Here is a 17,927-nt window from a genome sequence, read left to right as displayed (position 1 = left end):
TTCAGTTTTCAATGTTCATTTTTTGTTACCACAAGAATTAATTATACTCGCTATCAACTTTAAAGTCAATAACTTTTTTTATTAATTTTTGAAGTGTTTTAATGTTCGTTGATTTGTTTCGCTCAACAAATATATACTATACAGGCTTTCAGTCGTTTTAACAACGGTAAAAATTACACTAACAATAATTAATAATTCATATAACACCTTAATAAACGAACTAAATATAGATTTAAATAAATCATTGTTCGTCTTAAGACCGAAATAAGAGTTTAATACCCTATATTCAACATTTTATTCACTCAAATAACAAACTTTAAAAAATTTACGATTTTTTTAAGATAAATTAAAAAATCGCTATTACAAATCGAAATATAACTTTAATAGCTATATTTACTGACAATTTGTAAATAGCGACCTTATTTTACATTTCTGTTCTTCCAGCTATTGCTTTAGATAAAGTAACTTCATCTGCATATTCTAAATCTCCACCTACTGAAAGTCCTTGAGCTAATCTAGTTACTTTAATTCCAATAGGTTTCACTAATCTAGATATATACATTGCTGTTGATTCACCTTCTAAATTAGGATTCATTGCCAATATTAATTCTTTAACCTCTTCATCTTTTAATCTATCTATTAAAGTTGGGATATTAATGTCTTCAGGCCCAATGCCATCCATCGGGGAGATAGATCCATGCAGTACATGATAGAGACCTTTGTATTCTCTCATTTTCTCCATTGCAATAACATCTTTATCATCTTCGACCACACATATTACTGAACGGTCACGTTGCTTATCTTCGCAAATATAGCAAGGGTCGTTTTCAGTTATATGTCCACATACACTACAATAGGTAAGCTCACGTTTAACATCTACCAAGGCTTTAGCAAATTGGACTACATCGTCTTCTTTCATATCTAAAGTATGAAACGCCAGACGTTGAGCCGTCTTGGGACCAATGCCTGGCAGTTTCATGAAACTATCTATTAATTTAGATATCGGTTCTGGATAATGCATCTATAATTACATTCCCGGAATGTTTAAGCCTTGTGTATGCTTACCTAAACGTTCTTGAGTTAATTCGTCAGCTTTGTTCATCGCTTCATTTGTTGCTGCTAAAACTAAATCCTGTAGCATTTCAATATCATCTGGATCTACTGCTTCTTCTTTAATTTCAACATCTACAACTTCTTTATGACCAGTAACTGTAACTGCTACCATGCCACCACCAGCTGTACCTACAATGCGTTCTTCTTTTAATTTTTCTTGTTCTTGAGCCATTTTCTTTTGCATTTTTTGCATTTGTTTCATCATTTGTTGCATATTTCCGCCACCGCGCATAATATCATTTCCTCCTTGAATGTATCGACATTATCTTTTGATTTATATTTTATTATACATACGTTTATATTTATTGTCATGTATCTCTGTTTCATGACCCATTTCGACAATTCACTAACTAAAGTAAGTTCATACTATTCATAAAATAAGTTCTATTCTTCGTCTATTAAATGCACTGTTTCTGCTCCAAATAAATCACGTGCTTTCTGTGCTACATCAGTGTCTTGTTGCTCTTCTCTATCATTAGATGACGTTTGATGTTCTTCTTTATCGTGCTGTTTTCTACTATTAATATATTCTGTTCGCACTCTCATCCATTGATCTGAAGGGACCCCAACTACTTCAACATTCTTATTAATGATATTTCTTACTACATTTTCAATGCTAGTTCTTTTCTCATCATCTCTATTCACAATTTCACAGTGAATTTCTTCATCAAATTGAATTAATACTCGTTTTTCACTAGCAGCTACAGGAATTGAGTTTTGTAATAAACTTACTAATGATTTTTTATCATTCTTTTTCGCATAATCTACTACTTCTAGCCAATGTTTCTTCAATAATTGAATATCTTCTTTATTTGCTTCATCTAATACCTTAGCAATATTTGTCATTGAAAATGTGCCTTTATTCTGACGTTTGCCACGTGTGTTTGATTGAGATGATTGTTGTTTTGGACTTGCTTGAGCAATACCTTGTGCTTTAAGTGTTTTCAGTTCATTTTCTAATTGTTCCATACGTTGCAATAACACATCATTGTTAGGTTGGGATGCAACTTGAGTCGTTGCTACATTAGTAACGGTATCAGGTTCTGATTTCACCATTTCAGCAATTTTCACTAATAGCACTTCAAAGTGAACATTTTGATTCACACTAAATCGTATTGAAACTAATGTATCATTAATAATATCAATCATATGGTAGAGCATGTCTAAATCAAAATTCATTAACGCATCAAATTCAGCATGATTATTTACAGTTTTATTCATAATTGTATCGCGAACAAAATAAATCATGTCATTTATAAGACGATTAACTTCTTTTCCTTCAGAAATAAATTGATGATAGCGTGTAAATGCATTTTTAACATTACCATCAACGACATCTTTAAATAATTCATTTAAAGCCGCTTCATCTACACTACCTGTTACGTCTAATGCGTCTTGTAGCGTAAGGTGCTCATCACCAAATGCGATAGCTTGGTCCATGATACTTAATGCATCTCGCATTCCACCTTCAGATGCTTTCGCAATAAACTCAAGTGCTTCATTATCATAATCTAACTGTTGTTCTTCAGCGACAAAGCGTAAACGATCAGTAATTTGTTCAGTACCAATCGCTTTGAAGTCAAATCGTTGTGCACGCGAAATAATTGTAGGCGGGATTTTGTGTGGTTCAGTTGTAGCAAGGATAAATATGGCGTGTGCTGGTGGTTCTTCAAGCGTCTTTAATAGCGCATTAAAAGCCCCAGTTGTTAGCATATGTACCTCGTCAATAATATACACTTTATATTTCGATTCACTAGGTGCATACTTCACTTTATCTCTAATATTCCTAATCTCATCTACACCATTATTACTCGCAGCATCAATTTCGATAACATCACCATTTGTACCTTGTGTAATGCCTTTACATATAGCACATTCATTACATGGTTCACCGTCTTGAGGATTTAAACAGTTTATCGCTTTAGCAAATACTTTAGCAATACTAGTTTTACCAGTCCCACGAGGTCCACTAAAGATATAGGCATGAGACTGTTTACCTTTGGAAATGGCGTTACGTAACGTCTTAGTTACATGTTCTTGACCCACAACATCTTGGAAACTTTGGGGTCTAAACATTCGATACAAAGCTTGATAATTCACATCCGCACCTCCGTTAACAATTACTCTACATTATATCACGCATTATCATTTAAGTTTCAATGAATTTATTAAGTCATATCAGCATCTTGCACAATGCCATGGGGGTATTCGTCCAGTTGATCCCATAAGAATTTTACACGTAAAGCGGATGAATTGGTTTCTTTTGAAAAAATATTATGTTTGTCCGCCGGTTCATAACCTAATCCTTCGAAATATGCCGGGCAACATCCCACAACAATAGTCGTATAATGTTGAGATTTGGCACGTTCTTCAACAGCTTGAACTAAAGCTTTACCTAATCCCTCATTACGATATGGTTTATCTACTATAAGAGAAGCTAGTTCCAAAGCTTTGTAACGTTGGTCATCCGCTTTTAAATTAATTTCACTGAGCATGATGTGCCCTATAATATCGCCAGCTTCATTTTTTGCAATCACTTCAAGTTCATAATTATAGTTTAATGCTCTGCGTAGTCTTGAAATGAGTTCTCTTTGCTTTTGACCAACACCTTGACCTTTGTCATCGTAACTTGATTCAATCTTATTTAATGTTTCAATATAATCCATTTCAGTTAATGTACTTAAGAACAGTCGCATATTGACACCCCTTTGATTAGTCCAAGCGTTCCCCATTTTATGTTCGAACAAACCATTTTCCCATTTTATACTCATTCATACATATTCTATACAAAAAACGAGCCTGGGACAAAATCAATGTCTCAGGCTACAATTATATATTGGCAGTAGTTGACTGAATTAAAACTACACTTATAACAAGCATTTTTAATTTTAGTCAATCTTGCCAGGGCAGAACAATGAATTCATAAAGATTCCTGTCCTACTCCTCACTTAAATTTATATTTAAAATTTTATTTGTCTCGGTTACTTTAAAATATTAAAAAACCGTGCACCTTCGAATCGAGTGTGTATCATAAACGTTACCGAAGTCGACAGCTAAATCTCGGCTACCCTACGGCACATATGAGGATCCACTTAATGCTGCTTCCGTCAGGACCTGACATGATTCATGGGTTCATATTGCATAGGACCGAAATCTTCAAACACTACGTGCTTCGGGCAGACTTCACAAAAACACACCCTCAACAAAGGAATTAAGTCTCGCATAAAGCGGATTTCGAGTACAGGGAACCGCTACCTCCCCACCTAGCACGGTAAGTTTTATAATACTATAAACTTTCTTCCGATTGCAAGCGTAAAGTTTCAATTAGTAATTCAATGAATCGAAACCAGTACAATTTCATCTTATAATTTGTGTCGTCTTGAAAATTCTTGGAATTTAAACTCTGTCGCTAAATGCTTCGACACATTGTATTGGAATGGCATCGTATTATTTAAATAAACGACACTTCTCACTGTTGCGGTATATGGCGGTTGTATTTTTCCAAAAACATCATATTCTCTTTCAGTAAAAGGCTCGAAGGTAATCGACTTACTTGAATAGCTGATATCTAATCCTAATTGCGTTTCTAAGTAATGATATATAGAATCTTTTGCTACTGAATTCGAAATATTGGACACTATTGAAGTTAAAAAGTAATCTTCATCCAAAATTTTGACCTTTTGATTGACGTTTCTCGTGCGTACTACATGGATTAGTACATCATCATTTCTAATATTCAATTGCTTTTTAACATGAGGAACTGAGTTTGCTTTAACCAATTCGTTAATGAGCACTTCCGTTTCATGCTTAAGATTAAGTTCCTCTTGCACTTCTTTGAAGCTAATCAATTCTGAGAACGGAAACTCCGTGATACCTTGATCTATTACAATGGACCCCTTACCCCTAATTTTTTGAATCATGCCATCATTTGCTAATAAATCCAATGCTTTTCTAACAGTCTCACGTGACGCTCCGTACAACGTTAATAATTCATGTTCTGAAGGTAGTTGTTGTCCGTATGTGTATTCGCCCTCATGTATTCGTTGTTTAAGTTGTTCATATATTGTTATGAATTTTTGTGTAGCCATTTGTTTCTCCATTACATCAATCTATTTACTTTTTATTGAACATTAATCACTACTGCACCAAATGGAGATATTTCACCATTTTCTATTGTACCGCTTTGAATTATCGTCGTCCCCTTACTATTAAGGTCTTTAGGTAATTTTATTGTTTCTTTTGAAAAGTTAGCAACGACTAGCCACGTTTGGTTGTCATAATTTCGACGATAAATGAATAAATGTGGATGTTCCATATACATCGGCTCGATATCACCATACGTGATAATATCGTGTTCATGACGTAATTTGATAAGTTCGCGATACGTGTGTAGTACAGAGGTAGCATCTTCAATTGCCGCTTCTACATTAATGTGTTCTGCATTGTTAGGAATATCAATCCATGGCGTACCTGAAGTGAAACCTGCTTGTTTCTCTGATGTCCATTGAATAGGTGTTCTAGAATTGTCACGTGATTTTTGACCTAAAATTGTTAGAACTTCTCTTTCATCAATACCATGTTGCATTAGATTATCGTAAGCATTACGCGACTCGACATCGCGATATTGTTGAATAGAATCAAAGTGTGGATCTGTCATGCCAATTTCTTCACCTTGATAGATATAAGGTGTTCCTTGCAACATGTGTAATGCGATTGCCAACATTTTAGCACTTGCTTGACGATTCTCTTCTGTAGAATCATCGCCAAAACGAGAAACAACGCGTGGCTGATCATGATTACACCAGAAAATCGCATTCCATCCTCCACCTTCAAATATTCCAATTTGCCAATCCATCAAAATTTCTTTTAATTTTAAAAAGTCTAATTTAGCGTTCGACCACTTTTCTCCATCGACATAATCTACTTTTAAATGATGGAAATTAAAGACACTACTTAACTCTTGTCGATCTGGTCTTGTATAATTGATACAATTATCAATTGTTGTAGAGGACATTTCTCCTACTGTCATCATATCTTTATCACCAAATGTATGACGATTAAGTTCATGGAGATATTCATGTACACGTGGACCGTCAGTATAAAATTCTTTACCAATTTGTGGTGAGTCTTTAAATTCGCCTTTTGAAATAAGATTAATTACATCAAAGCGGAAACCATCTACACCAAATTGAATCCAATGATTAACAACCTCATATAAAGATTGTCTAACCTTTTCATTATCCCAATTTAAATCTGCTTGTGTAACATCAAATAAATGTAAATAATATTCATCCGTCTTCTCATCATATTGCCAAGCATTTCCACCAAACTTAGATTCCCAATTAGTTGGAGGGCCATCTTGAGAAGGCTTGAAGTAATAATAGTCACGATAAGGATTATCTTTAGAACTAATCGCTTCTTTAAACCATTGGTGTTCTGTAGACGTATGATTAATAACTATATCTAACATGACTTTTAAATCACGCTTATGCGCTTCGCTTATTAAAGTTTCAAAATCTTCCAATGTACCAAAGCGTTCATTTATTTTTAAATAATTACTAATATCGTACCCATTATCATTCATTGGGGATTCATAAACAGGAGTTAACCAAATATAATCGACGCCTAAATATTGAATATAGTCCAACTTCTCAATAATGCCATTGATATCGCCCTCACCATTACCTGTAGTATCGTTAAATGATTTAGGATAAATTTGATAAACTACCGATTTCTTCCAATCTTTATGTGCCATAGATAGTCACCTTCCATTTAATTATAGTTTAATATGCATTAAAGACGCTCAAACACTTAACATGTGAAGTTTGAACGTCTTTAATTGTATTAATTATTTCGCTACAGTTTCGTCTGGCGTTGCCACCATTTTTTTAGCTTTAATTGTTGTAAATCTTGCAAAGATGATTGTCAAAATAGCTGGTATCACCATAGCAAGTAGTGTGACTGGTATATAAATGAACCAAAATTCACTGTGGATTGATATGAATGCTGGAACACCACCTACACCAACACTGCCTAACACCTTATTAGCGCCAATAATGGCACCTAAAACGCTTGATGTACAAATAGCAGCGAAGAAAGGTACTTTTAACGGTAAGTTTACACCAAACATTGCAGGCTCTGTAACACCTAAAAATGCTGATACACCTGAAGTTAATGCTAAACCTTCTTCTTTTACCATTTTACGTCGTTTATAAATAAACCATGCTCCAAAAGCAGCCGAACCTTGGCAAATATTAGAAATCGCAACGATAGGCCATAAATATGTACCACCTAGTTTACTACCCATTAATTGGAAATCTACTGCTAAGAACATATGGTGTAATCCTGTAATAACAAGTGGTGCATAGAAGAAACCATAAAGTGCACCGCCTAACCAACCAGCGTGCTCAAATACAAATTGTACTGCTCCAGTTATACCTGTACCTATTGCAAGTGCAATCGGACCAATAATAATAAATGCTAAGAAACCTGTTACGAGTAGCGCTACTGGACCAACAACCAACATTTTAATAGAATCATGAACAACTTTATTTAATGCTTTCTCAATGAGTGATAAAACATAGGCCGCAATTAAAACAGGCAACACTTGACCTTGATAATTTAATTGCTTAATTTCTAAACCAAAAAGATTCCATGTAGGAATATGTCCTTTAGCAATATCGTATTGTGAAACTAATTGTGGATGCATCAAAATAAGCCCTAGTACCAATCCCAAAATAGGACTGCCACCAAACACTTTCATACTACTCCAACCAATTAAAGCTGGTAAGAAGATAAATGCTGTACTTGCAATTACGTTAATAATATTTGATATATCACCCAACTGTGGAAACTGTTCCACAAGTGGTTTAGGACCAAATAAGTCTTTCATGGTAAGTAAATTATTAATCCCCATTAAAAGACCTGCTGTAACTAATGCCGGTAAAATCGGTATAAAAATATCTCCCAATAATTTTATAAGTCGTTGTAACGGATTACCTTTCTTCGATGCAGCAGCTTTTGCATCATCTTTTGACGATTCTTCTACACCCGTTTCTTGAATAAATTGCTTATATACTTCGTCTACAGTACCAGGCCCAATAACAATTTGGTATTGGTTATCCGCTTTAAATTGGCCTTTGACAAGTGCGTTGTCGTCTAGTGCATCTTTGTCGACTTTATTGTCATCTTTTAAAACTAAACGCAATCGAGTAACACAATGTGTTGCAGTGTCAATATTTTCTTTCCCACCAATTGCTTTAACGATGTCCTGCACGTCTTTTCTTTTTACAGCCACACCCTTCACTCCCTTGTTTATAATAGCTCAAGTATAACTTGTCTAGACAAGTTTTGTAAAGGCTTTCATTATTGTGTGCTAATTTGTGCATTAAATTTATTACTGACTTCGGAGGCAATAAAAAAGACAAGTACTCAATTTATAACATATTGAGTACTTGTCTTTTTTATATTTATTAGTCTTGGATTTTAATTATAATGGCGGAGGAAGAGGGATTCGAACCCCCGCGGCCCGTTAAGGCCCTGTCGGTTTTCAAGACCGATCCCTTCAGCCGGACTTGGGTATTCCTCCAATGAACACAGTAAATATCATATACCACGGTTCATCGGAAGTCAATTACTTTTAAGTTTAAAATGTAAAATTATCCATTTTATTTTCATTACTATCTTATTTTTAAAGTAACTTACACGAATACCTTTTGTTTCAAGAATTTATCGACAGATTGAGCAACAGCACGTCCTTCTTTAATCGCCCAAACTACAAGACTTTGACCTCTTCTCGCATCCCCAGCGGCAAATATTTTTTCTTTATTAGTGCGATAATCTTTATCGTTGGCGATGATTTTATTTTGTTGTGTAGCAATATCAAAAGATCTTGGTACTGTAGGTTCGGTACCTTCGAAGCCGATCGATAAAAGAACAAGATCTGCTGGCCAATGTCTTTCAGTACCATCTACGACAACCATTCCTTCTGGTGTTTCCTCTAAGATTTGTGTATATACACCACGCACATTACCAATATGATCAACATCATATCGCATAGTTTGAACACCATAAGCGCGAGGCTCTCTACCGAAACGTGCTTCATATTCTTTATGAGCATAATCCATTTTGAAAACAGGTAATGCAAGTGGCCAAGACGTATTACTTTCAAACGCAATTTCTTCAGGTGCTTTCGTATATTTGTTAAATTGCACAATTGACTTGCAATTTTCACGTAAGGCAGTAGCAACACAATCCGCGCCAGTATCACCAGCACCTATGATGATTACATTTTTTCCTTTAGCCGTAATAGTTGGTTCGTCAATTTCACCATTTAGTAATTGAGTCTGCTCGGTTAAATAATCCATAGCAAAGTGAATACCTTGACCCATACGTCCTTCTAATGGCAAGTCACGAGCTTTTTGAGCTCCTGTACATAAGATAATAGCGTCATATGTCTGTTCTAATTCTTCGCGTGAGATATCCACACCAATGTTGGTATTCGTTTTAAATGTTATACCTGCTTCTGTCATCAGTGTAATACGACGACGTACAACATCCTTATCTAATTTCATATTGGGAATTCCATACATTAATAAACCACCCGCTTCTGCAGCTCTTTCAAACACCGTCACTTGATAACCCATGTAATTGAGCTCTTCAGCTGCAGAGAGGCCTGCAGGACCACTCCCAACAATCGCTACAGATTGTTCTAACCGTTGCTTAGGATATTTAGGTTTAACCCAACCGTTATCATATGCTTCATCAATAATCGTGCGTTCTATCCCTTTAATTGCGACTGATTCACGATTAATCTTCATAACACAAGATTGTTCGCAAGGTGCAGGACAAACACGTCCTGTAAATTCAGGAAAATTATTTGTTTCACTTAAACGTTGATATGCAGTTTTGAAATCCTGGCGATAAACCAAATCATTCCACTCAGGAATATAATTACCAATAGGGCAACCAATGGTTTCTCTACCGAAAGGAAGACCTGTTTGACAGAATGGTGTCCCACAATCCATACATCGCGCGCCTTGAACAGACGCCTCATCACGTGAAAAACGTTGTTGAAACGCATCATGATGTTTTAGGCGCTCAACTAAAGACAGTTCAGATAATGATTGCTTTTCATATTTCATAAATCCTTTAAACTCACCCATAACAGACCTCTTCTTTCTTTAGTAAATAACTGCTGGCTGTAATTCTTGTTCAATTGTCGTACGTTCATCATAGAATGCTGCCAGTTTAGCATCATCAAGTTGTGGCAAACGACGACTTTGTAATTCAATTTTTTGCATCATTAGTTCATAATCTTTTGGAATCACTTTAATAACTTTGTCTGCCACATGTTCAAAATCATTTAAAATTGCCGCTGCTTTTGTACTTTGGGTATAACGATAATGTTCCTCTAACATTGTTTTAAGTAACGCTTTCTCCTCTTTGTGTGTCACTCTCTCAAAAGCCAGGGTTGGTAATTGGTTTTTACGTTTGAATAATTCGAGATTACTTGGAAATACGTAACAAACGCCTCCACTCATACCTTGACCGAAGTTCTTACCTACATCTCCTAGATTGACTACATGTCCTCCAGTCATATATTCCAAACCATGATCACCGATACCTTCTACTACTACATCAACACCACTGTTTCTAATACAAAAACGTTCGCCAGCACTACCATTAATAAAGGCTTTACCTTTTGAAGCACCATAGAAACATACATTCCCAGCAATAATTTCACGTTCGCGTTGTTTATTTGGCGCCTTAATCACAAGAGTACCACCTGATAACCCTTTGCCAACGTAATCATTTGCATCACCTGTATGTTGGACTAACAATCCTGATGGTGCGAATGCCGCTAAACTTTGTCCAGCATGACCATGTGTTTTAGCTACAATTGTCCCCTCTGGTAACCCTTTAATACCGTGACACTGAGTAATGTAACTTCCTGTGATAACACCTACATCTCGTTGTTCATTATTAATCACATAATTCCCTTTAAATAATTGTCCATCCTTAATACTCTGTTTAGCATCTTTATATAGATAATTTAAATCGAAACCTATATCTAAATGATGATTTTGATTAATTTCTTTTGAGTTAGGGCCATCAACTGAATCCAATAACTTCTCAACATCTAGTGTTGCTGCTTTGGATTGTTCATCAATTCGACTTGAGCGTTGTAACAAGTCGGTACGTCCAACCAATTCTTCAACTGTTCGTAGTCCTAACGATGCTAAGACCTCTCTTAACTCTTCAGCAATGAAATGCATAAAGTTAACAACGTGGTCAGCCTTACCTCTAAATAACGCTCTTAAATCTTTGTTCTGAGTCGCGATACCTACTGGACATGTATCATTATGACAAACGCGCATCATGATGCACCCTAAAACAACTAATGGTGCAGTCGCGAATCCAAATTCTTCGGCACCTAGTGCACATGCTAATGCAACATCTCTACCTGTCATCAACTTACCATCTGTTTCTAAACGAACACGACTACGTAAATCATTTAATTTCAATGTTTGATGCGTTTCAGCTAAACCAAGTTCCCAAGGTAAACCGGCGTGTTGAATACTCGTCTTAGGAGATGCGCCTGTACCACCGTCATATCCACTCACGACGATTTTATCTGCAAATGCTTTAGCGACACCCGATGCAATGGTTCCGATACCTGTTTTCGAAACTAATTTAACTGCTACATCAGCGCTTCTGTTTGCATTCTTTAAGTCATGAATTAATTGTCCTAAGTCTTCAATTGAGTAAATATCGTGATGTGGTGGAGGCGAAATCAATCCTATACCTGGCGTTGAACCTCGTGTCTCAGCAATCCAAGGATACACTTTTGTGCCCGGTAACTGTCCTCCTTCTCCTGGCTTAGCACCTTGAGCAACTTTAATTTGTAACTCTTTTGCATGTTGTAAATAATTACTAGTCACACCAAAACGACCAGAAGCCACTTGCTTGATAGCACTTGATAACACACTACCGTCTTCTTGGATTTCATAGCGTTTAGGATTTTCTCCACCTTCGCCACTATTACTTTTACCACCTAGTTTATTCATAGCTTGTGCTAGTGTTTGATGCGCTTCTTCGGAAATAGAACCATAGCTCATTGCCCCCGTATTAAAACGTTTAACAATGGTCTCTATTGACTCAACCTCACTAATATGAATCGGCTGCTGTGCTTTAAATTCTAATAAATCACGTAGATGATCATTTCTTTGCTCATGTACAGCATTAGAAAAAGATTTAAACTGTTTATAATCATTCTCACGACATGCATGTTGTAACAAATGAATTGTTGTAGGATTAAACACATGATGTTGACCTTGTTGTCGCCATTGGAAGACACTTCCTGAATCTAGGTGCTCATTATGTCTTTGTTGACGCATTTTATTTTCAGCATCAATTTGTTGAATGCTTAGCCCTGATAACTTAGACTGTGTTCCAGTGAAATAGTCATCAATTACTTCTTGAGATAGACCAACCGCTTCAAAGATTTGAGCCCCTTGATAACTTTGAACAGTAGAGATACCCATCTTCGCCATTACTTTAATAACACCCTCTGATAGCACACGTGTATAAGTTTCAACGTTGTCGGAAACGGCGCCTTCTAAACGATGTGTTTCAGTTAAATGCGCAATAGTATGCTGAGCTAGATATGGAATAACAGCATTTGCACCATAGCCTAATAAGCATGCTACATGATGAACTTCACGCGTTTCTCCAGATAGTGCCACTAAGCTAGTATCCATACGTAGACCTTCTCTGATTAATAACTGATGAATATGACTGATAGCTAATAGTATTGGCATAGCGTAGCGTTGTTCTTTCACTTTACTTTCATCACCATTATCAATAAGTTCACTATCATCAAGAACTAATATAGTATGACCATCTCGAGTAGCTTGTATCGCCGCTTCACCCAGTCTTTCCAATGCCTCTTTAAGGTTATCTTGATATAGTGTAGATAAGTGTTTCACGTTAAACTTACTCTGTTTAATCTTATCTAATTGCGTTAAAGTTAGGACGGGTTTGGCCAGTTGAATACGGTCTAATACTGTTTCATCAGGATTGAACAAATTACCTTCTCCACCTAAATAAGATAACTCACTTGTTACTATCTTTTCGCGATAAGCATCAATAGGTGGGTTAGTTACCTGTGCAAATAATTGTTTAAAGTAATTAAATAGGGACTCTGGTCTTTCATTTAATACCGCAAGTGGCGCATCGTAACCCATAGCACCAATTGGATCTTTCTTTCCTATCACTAATTCAGACATATATTTATAGATATCTTCTTTCGTATATCCAAATTGACGCTGCAACTTAAATAATGTCTCATTGTTTAATAAAGGTTGATGATACGTTTGGGCTTCTAAGTTTAGGTCCACTTTGTAGCTTTCCAACCATTCTTTGTAAGGATATTGATTGGAAATTCGAGCTTTCAATTCATTATTTTCAACCACTTTATGAGACTCAAAGTCTACAAGTAATAACTTCCCAGGATTGAGCTGTCCCTTATAAGCAACATTGGCTTCAGGTACATCTACTACACCCACTTCAGATGAGAAAACAATAAAATTATCTTTTGTAATTGTGTAACGACCTGGTCGTAATCCATTTCGGTCAGTTAATGCACCAATTTTATCTCCGTTACAGAACGAAATCATCGTTGGTCCATCCCATGGTTCCATTAAATAGCTATAAAACTCATAGAAGGCACGAACATTGACATCATTTTCTTTGTTGTATAACCATGGTTCAGGTATAAGCAACATCGCTGCTTCTTCGGGTTCCATCGCTAATGATAAAAATTCTAACGCATTATCTACAATCGCTGAATCACTACCATCTTCATCAACAATGTTTTGTATTTTAGTATGTTCTTCGCCAAATAATGTTTGAATTAATTGTCTTTGACGTGCTCTCATCCAATTCACATTACCTTTAATCGTATTAATTTCTCCATTATGCATTAATAATCGGTTTGGATGCGCACGCTTCCAACTCGGGAACGTATTCGTACTAAACCTTGAATGAACAAGTCCTAGTTTCGATTGATAGTCTTCGTGATTTAAATCTAGATATAGTTTCTTAATTTGATCTGAGCGTAACCAACCTTTATAAACAATTGTCTTATGCGATAAACTTGTGAAATAAAGCCCTAAATCTTGTCGTTCTGCATATTGCTCTATTTGTTTTCTCGCTATATACAATGGTTTAACCGGTGTTTCAATAGATCTAATATCAATAAACACTTGTTGAATGTGTGGCATCGTAGACGCAACATGAGGTGCCACTGCATTAACATCGACAGGCACATCACGATAGCCAATTACCTTTAAACCTTCACTTTGAAAGTAGTCATTGAATTGCGTTTCATGTTTCGTACCTTGAATCTTTTCATTAGAGAAAAAAAGACCTACCGCATAATCTCCCTCGTTAGGTAAGTCTAAATTGACATGTGCTTTAAAAAATTGAAATGGTATTTCGGTCATAATACCTGCACCATCACCTGTTATCCCATCTGCGCCAACACCACCACGATGATCAAGACGACGTAACATTTCAAGTGATTTTTCGATGATATCGTGTGACCTTAAATTATTCATGTTTGCGTAAAACCCAATACCGCATGCATCATGTTCCTCACGGTAATCGTATAATCCTCTTTTTAATCTTTCATCAAACATGATGCCCACTCCTTTTGAGAATTTTCAGAAAATTTACTGTTAATAATAATTAATATAATGTAAAATATTTATCTGAACAATATATTAATTAGATGACTTTATTCTAATAATTAGAACAATTAATACTAATAGGTAAATTTGAAAAGTTGGAAGGGGCATGTATATGGAAATTAAACAATTAAAATATTTTGTAGAAGTAGCACGTAGAGAACACATCTCTGAAGCAGCACTTGAGTTGAACATAGCCCAATCTGCAATAAGTCGGCAAATTACATTATTAGAACAAGAATTGCAAGTAACGTTATTCAATAGACAAGGGAGAAATATTCATTTAACCTCTCATGGTAAAGCTTTACTTAATCAAGCTACTCAAATTTTAGAGCAATTAGATGAAACGGTAGCGTTATTTCAACAAACAAATCATAAAAATGCACACGTTCTGAATATTGGTTTTGAGGAAAGCTATATCTCTCAAATGATTACTGCGATCATCCAAGCATTTGAACGACAATATGATAGCATCATCGTTCCTCATATTATGTCATCATCTGATATTTCCGAGGCACTTTATACTGGCAAAATAGATGTTGGCCTAGTTGAAATTAACGCCGAACTTCAGAAGAATACTAATCTATCATTGAAACCATTATTTGAGGAAACATATCATATTTATGTACCTAAAGATGACGTCATTGCTTTATCGATTAATCCTCCGCTAACACAATTTGCCAAAACACAACTATTCACTTTAAAACCTTTGGCATCGACAATTGAAAGTCGTTTACAGCACACTTTAAAGCTGCCAGTTAATATAGTTGGTTCTAAATCTTTAGCGAATTATTTACTTAAACATCAACGTGGTTATGTTATCTTGCCAGATTACTTATCTTTAGATAATGATAAAGGTGAATTATGTGATATTTCGTTAGGCCATACAGAATTAAAGCGATCATTTTGCGTCGTCTTTAAAAAGGATAATAAAAAAGTTGATATACTTAATTTATCGAATTTAATACATCAACTTTTAAGCAAAGTATCTACATACCACTAATGTTATAAAGAGATATTCGATAATTAAATGGATACTATTTGAATAATGATGCTGAGGGGCGTATAATCACTCTGACTTAATTAAGAGTAGAATTTGATTTATAAATGAGGGTTAAATTAATGAATGCACAAAAACGCAACAATTCTAGTCATCGCGTGATGAATCGCATCATTGTTCTAATTGGTGTACTTATTATCGGTGCTTTTATCTTTACGTTTTTTAATGCTAGTTTCTACAATACACCTATCGGTAAAGTTACTCATGTAGAAACAAGTAACGCTCAAAAGGTTGTTGATGAGCAACATAATAAAGATTTTAAATACAAACAGCATATAACAATAAAGATATTAAATGGAAAATTTAAAGGTGAATCAACTACGATAGACAATACATATGTTAAATCTCAAGCAGATTCAGAGCACTTTAGCAAAAATAACAAGGTGCTAATGCATATTCAAAATAGTCCTAAAGATGCAACTATCTTAGAGAAAAAACGCGATAGCTTAACTGTAGCAATCGCAGGTATATTCATTATGTCTCTCTTACTAGTAGGACGTAATGTAGGCTTACAATCTATTCTGTCACTCATCTTTAACACTGGTGCTATCTTGATAGCTATTGCAATTCATGATAAACATCCATCTACTAATCTATTCATTTTGATGAGTGTGGCAATCATTTTCTCCACCATTGTCACGTTATTGCTCGTCACTGGTTGGCACATGCGCACTTGGATTACAACAGTCGGTACGTTATTAGGCACATTTTTATGTATTGGTATCACTCAAATTATTATTCAGTTCACCAATGGTGCTGGTATTAAATATGAAACAATGAGTTTTTTAACGCTGCCACCTAAAGATATATTTTTAGCTTCTGTACTTATAGGATCATTAGGTGCAGTGATGGATGTTGCTATTACAATATCAAGCGGTATGTATGAAATATTACAACGTACGCCTGACATTTCTTTATCACGTTGGGCTTTAGCAGGTCGTAATATAGGACAGGATATTATGGGTACAATGACGAACATTTTACTTTTCTCATACTTATCAGGAAGTCTACCGATGTTCTTGATTTATTTAAAAAATGCTAACACATTTACGTATACGATTTCGATGAACTGGTCTTTAGAAATTGCTCGTGCTTTAACTGGTGGTATTGGTATCGTTCTAACGATTCCAATTACAATTAGTTTGATGGTTATGTGGATGAAATGGAAGGGTGTGACAAGATGAATGCAGTCGTCCTACTAGCACTAATTTTATTAATTTTAATGCTCATTTTTGGCGGTAAAAAAGGCTTAATCTCATACTTAACATTATTTTTAAATTTTATTATCTTGCTAATTAGTATTGTGTTCATCTTATTTGGAACACCTATTTACCTAGTTTCACTAGTTTTTTGCATTGTCATTGCCGCATGTAACTTATTTATTTTAAATAGTTATAACATTAAGACCAAAGCAGCTTTTATTGCTACAATAATTACTACCATTCTCTTAATAGTTGGTATTTATCTATCAATAAGTATCGGTCACTTACAAGGCTTTACTACGGAACAACAAGACGAAACATATATTTTTTCAATGAATATCGGTATTGATATGGTTCAATTCTCAGTATTTACAGTCATTTTAGCAGTAATTGCAGCAGTCATCGACTTAACCATAACTATAAGTTCTCCAATGTATGAACTTAATGAAACTAACCCCTCCCTTTCACGTAAGGCATTGTTCCAATCAGGCATGCGTGTAGGTAGAGAAATTCTAGCAACTTCTGCCAATACGATATATTTAGCTTATTTTGGTGGTCAATTGACATTATTCTTTTGGTTTTTCCAATTACATTATTCTTTCGGACATATCATCAACTCAAAAATATTTGCCCAAGAATTTATTTCAATCTTACTAGGTGGAATTGCCGTAGCGATTAGTATCCCGATTACGGCATGGATTACAGCTTTATTAATTAAACACCCTAAATTTAATCAAAAGCATTCTGAAATTTCTTCGCAATCTACGGATTAAAATTTAAAAAACTAACTTATAAAAATAT

At 35.2% G+C, this 17,927-nt stretch carries 12 protein-coding genes, 1 tRNA gene and 1 other RNA gene; 3 read left to right on the top strand and 11 right to left on the bottom strand.

Annotated features, from left to right (window positions below; translation table 11 throughout):
- Nucleotides 1–424 precede the first annotated feature (424 nt).
- From recR to gltB, 11 genes are all read right to left on the bottom strand, one after another.
- Nucleotides 425–1,021, bottom strand: a complete 597-nt coding sequence (recR, locus tag F1592_RS08150; RefSeq protein WP_011276782.1) for a recombination mediator RecR — start codon at nucleotides 1,019–1,021, stop codon at nucleotides 425–427.
- 6 nt (nucleotides 1,022–1,027) lie between these two features.
- Complete coding sequence (locus tag F1592_RS08145) at nucleotides 1,028–1,345, bottom strand: YbaB/EbfC family nucleoid-associated protein (RefSeq protein WP_001213992.1); 318 nt, start codon at nucleotides 1,343–1,345, stop codon at nucleotides 1,028–1,030.
- 152 nt (nucleotides 1,346–1,497) lie between these two features.
- The gene (gene dnaX, locus F1592_RS08140; protein ID WP_053016832.1) at nucleotides 1,498–3,213 is read right to left on the bottom strand and encodes a DNA polymerase III subunit gamma/tau; all 1,716 of its coding nucleotides are present in this window, start codon (nucleotides 3,211–3,213) and stop codon (nucleotides 1,498–1,500) included.
- Between the two features lie 68 nt (nucleotides 3,214–3,281).
- Entirely contained in the window at nucleotides 3,282–3,809 is a 528-nt protein-coding gene (locus F1592_RS08135; protein WP_053016833.1) for a GNAT family N-acetyltransferase, read from the bottom strand.
- A 306-nt stretch (nucleotides 3,810–4,115) separates the two neighbouring features.
- Nucleotides 4,116–4,385: signal recognition particle sRNA large type (gene ffs, locus F1592_RS08130), an RNA gene on the bottom strand.
- A 90-nt stretch (nucleotides 4,386–4,475) separates the two neighbouring features.
- Nucleotides 4,476–5,201 carry a trehalose operon repressor gene (treR, locus tag F1592_RS08125; RefSeq protein ID WP_053016834.1) on the bottom strand — a complete coding sequence of 242 codons (726 nt, stop codon included), beginning with the start codon at nucleotides 5,199–5,201 and terminating at the stop codon, nucleotides 4,476–4,478.
- 32 nt (nucleotides 5,202–5,233) lie between these two features.
- Complete coding sequence (treC, locus tag F1592_RS08120) at nucleotides 5,234–6,868, bottom strand: alpha,alpha-phosphotrehalase (RefSeq protein ID WP_053016835.1); 1,635 nt, start codon at nucleotides 6,866–6,868, stop codon at nucleotides 5,234–5,236.
- Nucleotides 6,869–6,961: 93 nt separating this feature from the next.
- Nucleotides 6,962–8,410 (bottom strand): PTS system trehalose-specific EIIBC component, encoded by a 1,449-nt coding sequence (gene treP, locus F1592_RS08115; protein ID WP_053016836.1) that lies wholly within the window; start codon nucleotides 8,408–8,410, stop codon nucleotides 6,962–6,964.
- A 198-nt stretch (nucleotides 8,411–8,608) separates the two neighbouring features.
- Nucleotides 8,609–8,701 (bottom strand) — tRNA-Ser (locus tag F1592_RS08110).
- A 112-nt stretch (nucleotides 8,702–8,813) separates the two neighbouring features.
- Complete coding sequence (locus tag F1592_RS08105; RefSeq protein ID WP_149809595.1) at nucleotides 8,814–10,277, bottom strand: glutamate synthase subunit beta; 1,464 nt, start codon at nucleotides 10,275–10,277, stop codon at nucleotides 8,814–8,816.
- 18 nt (nucleotides 10,278–10,295) lie between these two features.
- Nucleotides 10,296–14,816, bottom strand: coding sequence for a glutamate synthase large subunit (gltB, locus tag F1592_RS08100; RefSeq protein WP_149809596.1), 4,521 nt, complete (start codon nucleotides 14,814–14,816; stop codon nucleotides 10,296–10,298).
- A gap of 163 nt (nucleotides 14,817–14,979) precedes the next feature.
- Here gltB and gltC point away from each other — a divergent pair, with 163 nt between their 5' ends.
- The 3 genes from gltC to F1592_RS08085 all read left to right on the top strand — a co-directional run bounded on the left by gltC (nucleotide 14,980) and on the right by F1592_RS08085 (nucleotide 17,899).
- Nucleotides 14,980–15,867 (top strand): glutamate biosynthesis transcriptional regulator GltC, encoded by an 888-nt coding sequence (gene gltC, locus F1592_RS08095; protein WP_037538420.1) that lies wholly within the window; start codon nucleotides 14,980–14,982, stop codon nucleotides 15,865–15,867.
- A gap of 158 nt (nucleotides 15,868–16,025) precedes the next feature.
- Nucleotides 16,026–17,108, top strand: coding sequence for a YibE/F family protein (locus tag F1592_RS08090; protein ID WP_188294684.1), 1,083 nt, complete (start codon nucleotides 16,026–16,028; stop codon nucleotides 17,106–17,108).
- Nucleotides 17,105–17,899 (top strand): YibE/F family protein, encoded by a 795-nt coding sequence (locus F1592_RS08085; RefSeq protein ID WP_053016839.1) that lies wholly within the window; start codon nucleotides 17,105–17,107, stop codon nucleotides 17,897–17,899. The genes F1592_RS08090 and F1592_RS08085 overlap by 4 nt, the downstream gene beginning before the upstream one ends.
- Nucleotides 17,900–17,927 lie beyond the last annotated feature (28 nt).

The sequence above is a fragment of the Staphylococcus sp. GDX7P312P genome (assembly GCF_008385775.1).
Classification (GTDB): domain Bacteria; phylum Bacillota; class Bacilli; order Staphylococcales; family Staphylococcaceae; genus Staphylococcus; species Staphylococcus haemolyticus.
Note: the sequence above shows the minus strand (reverse complement) of the source record. Positions and strands in the feature narration are given on the sequence as shown.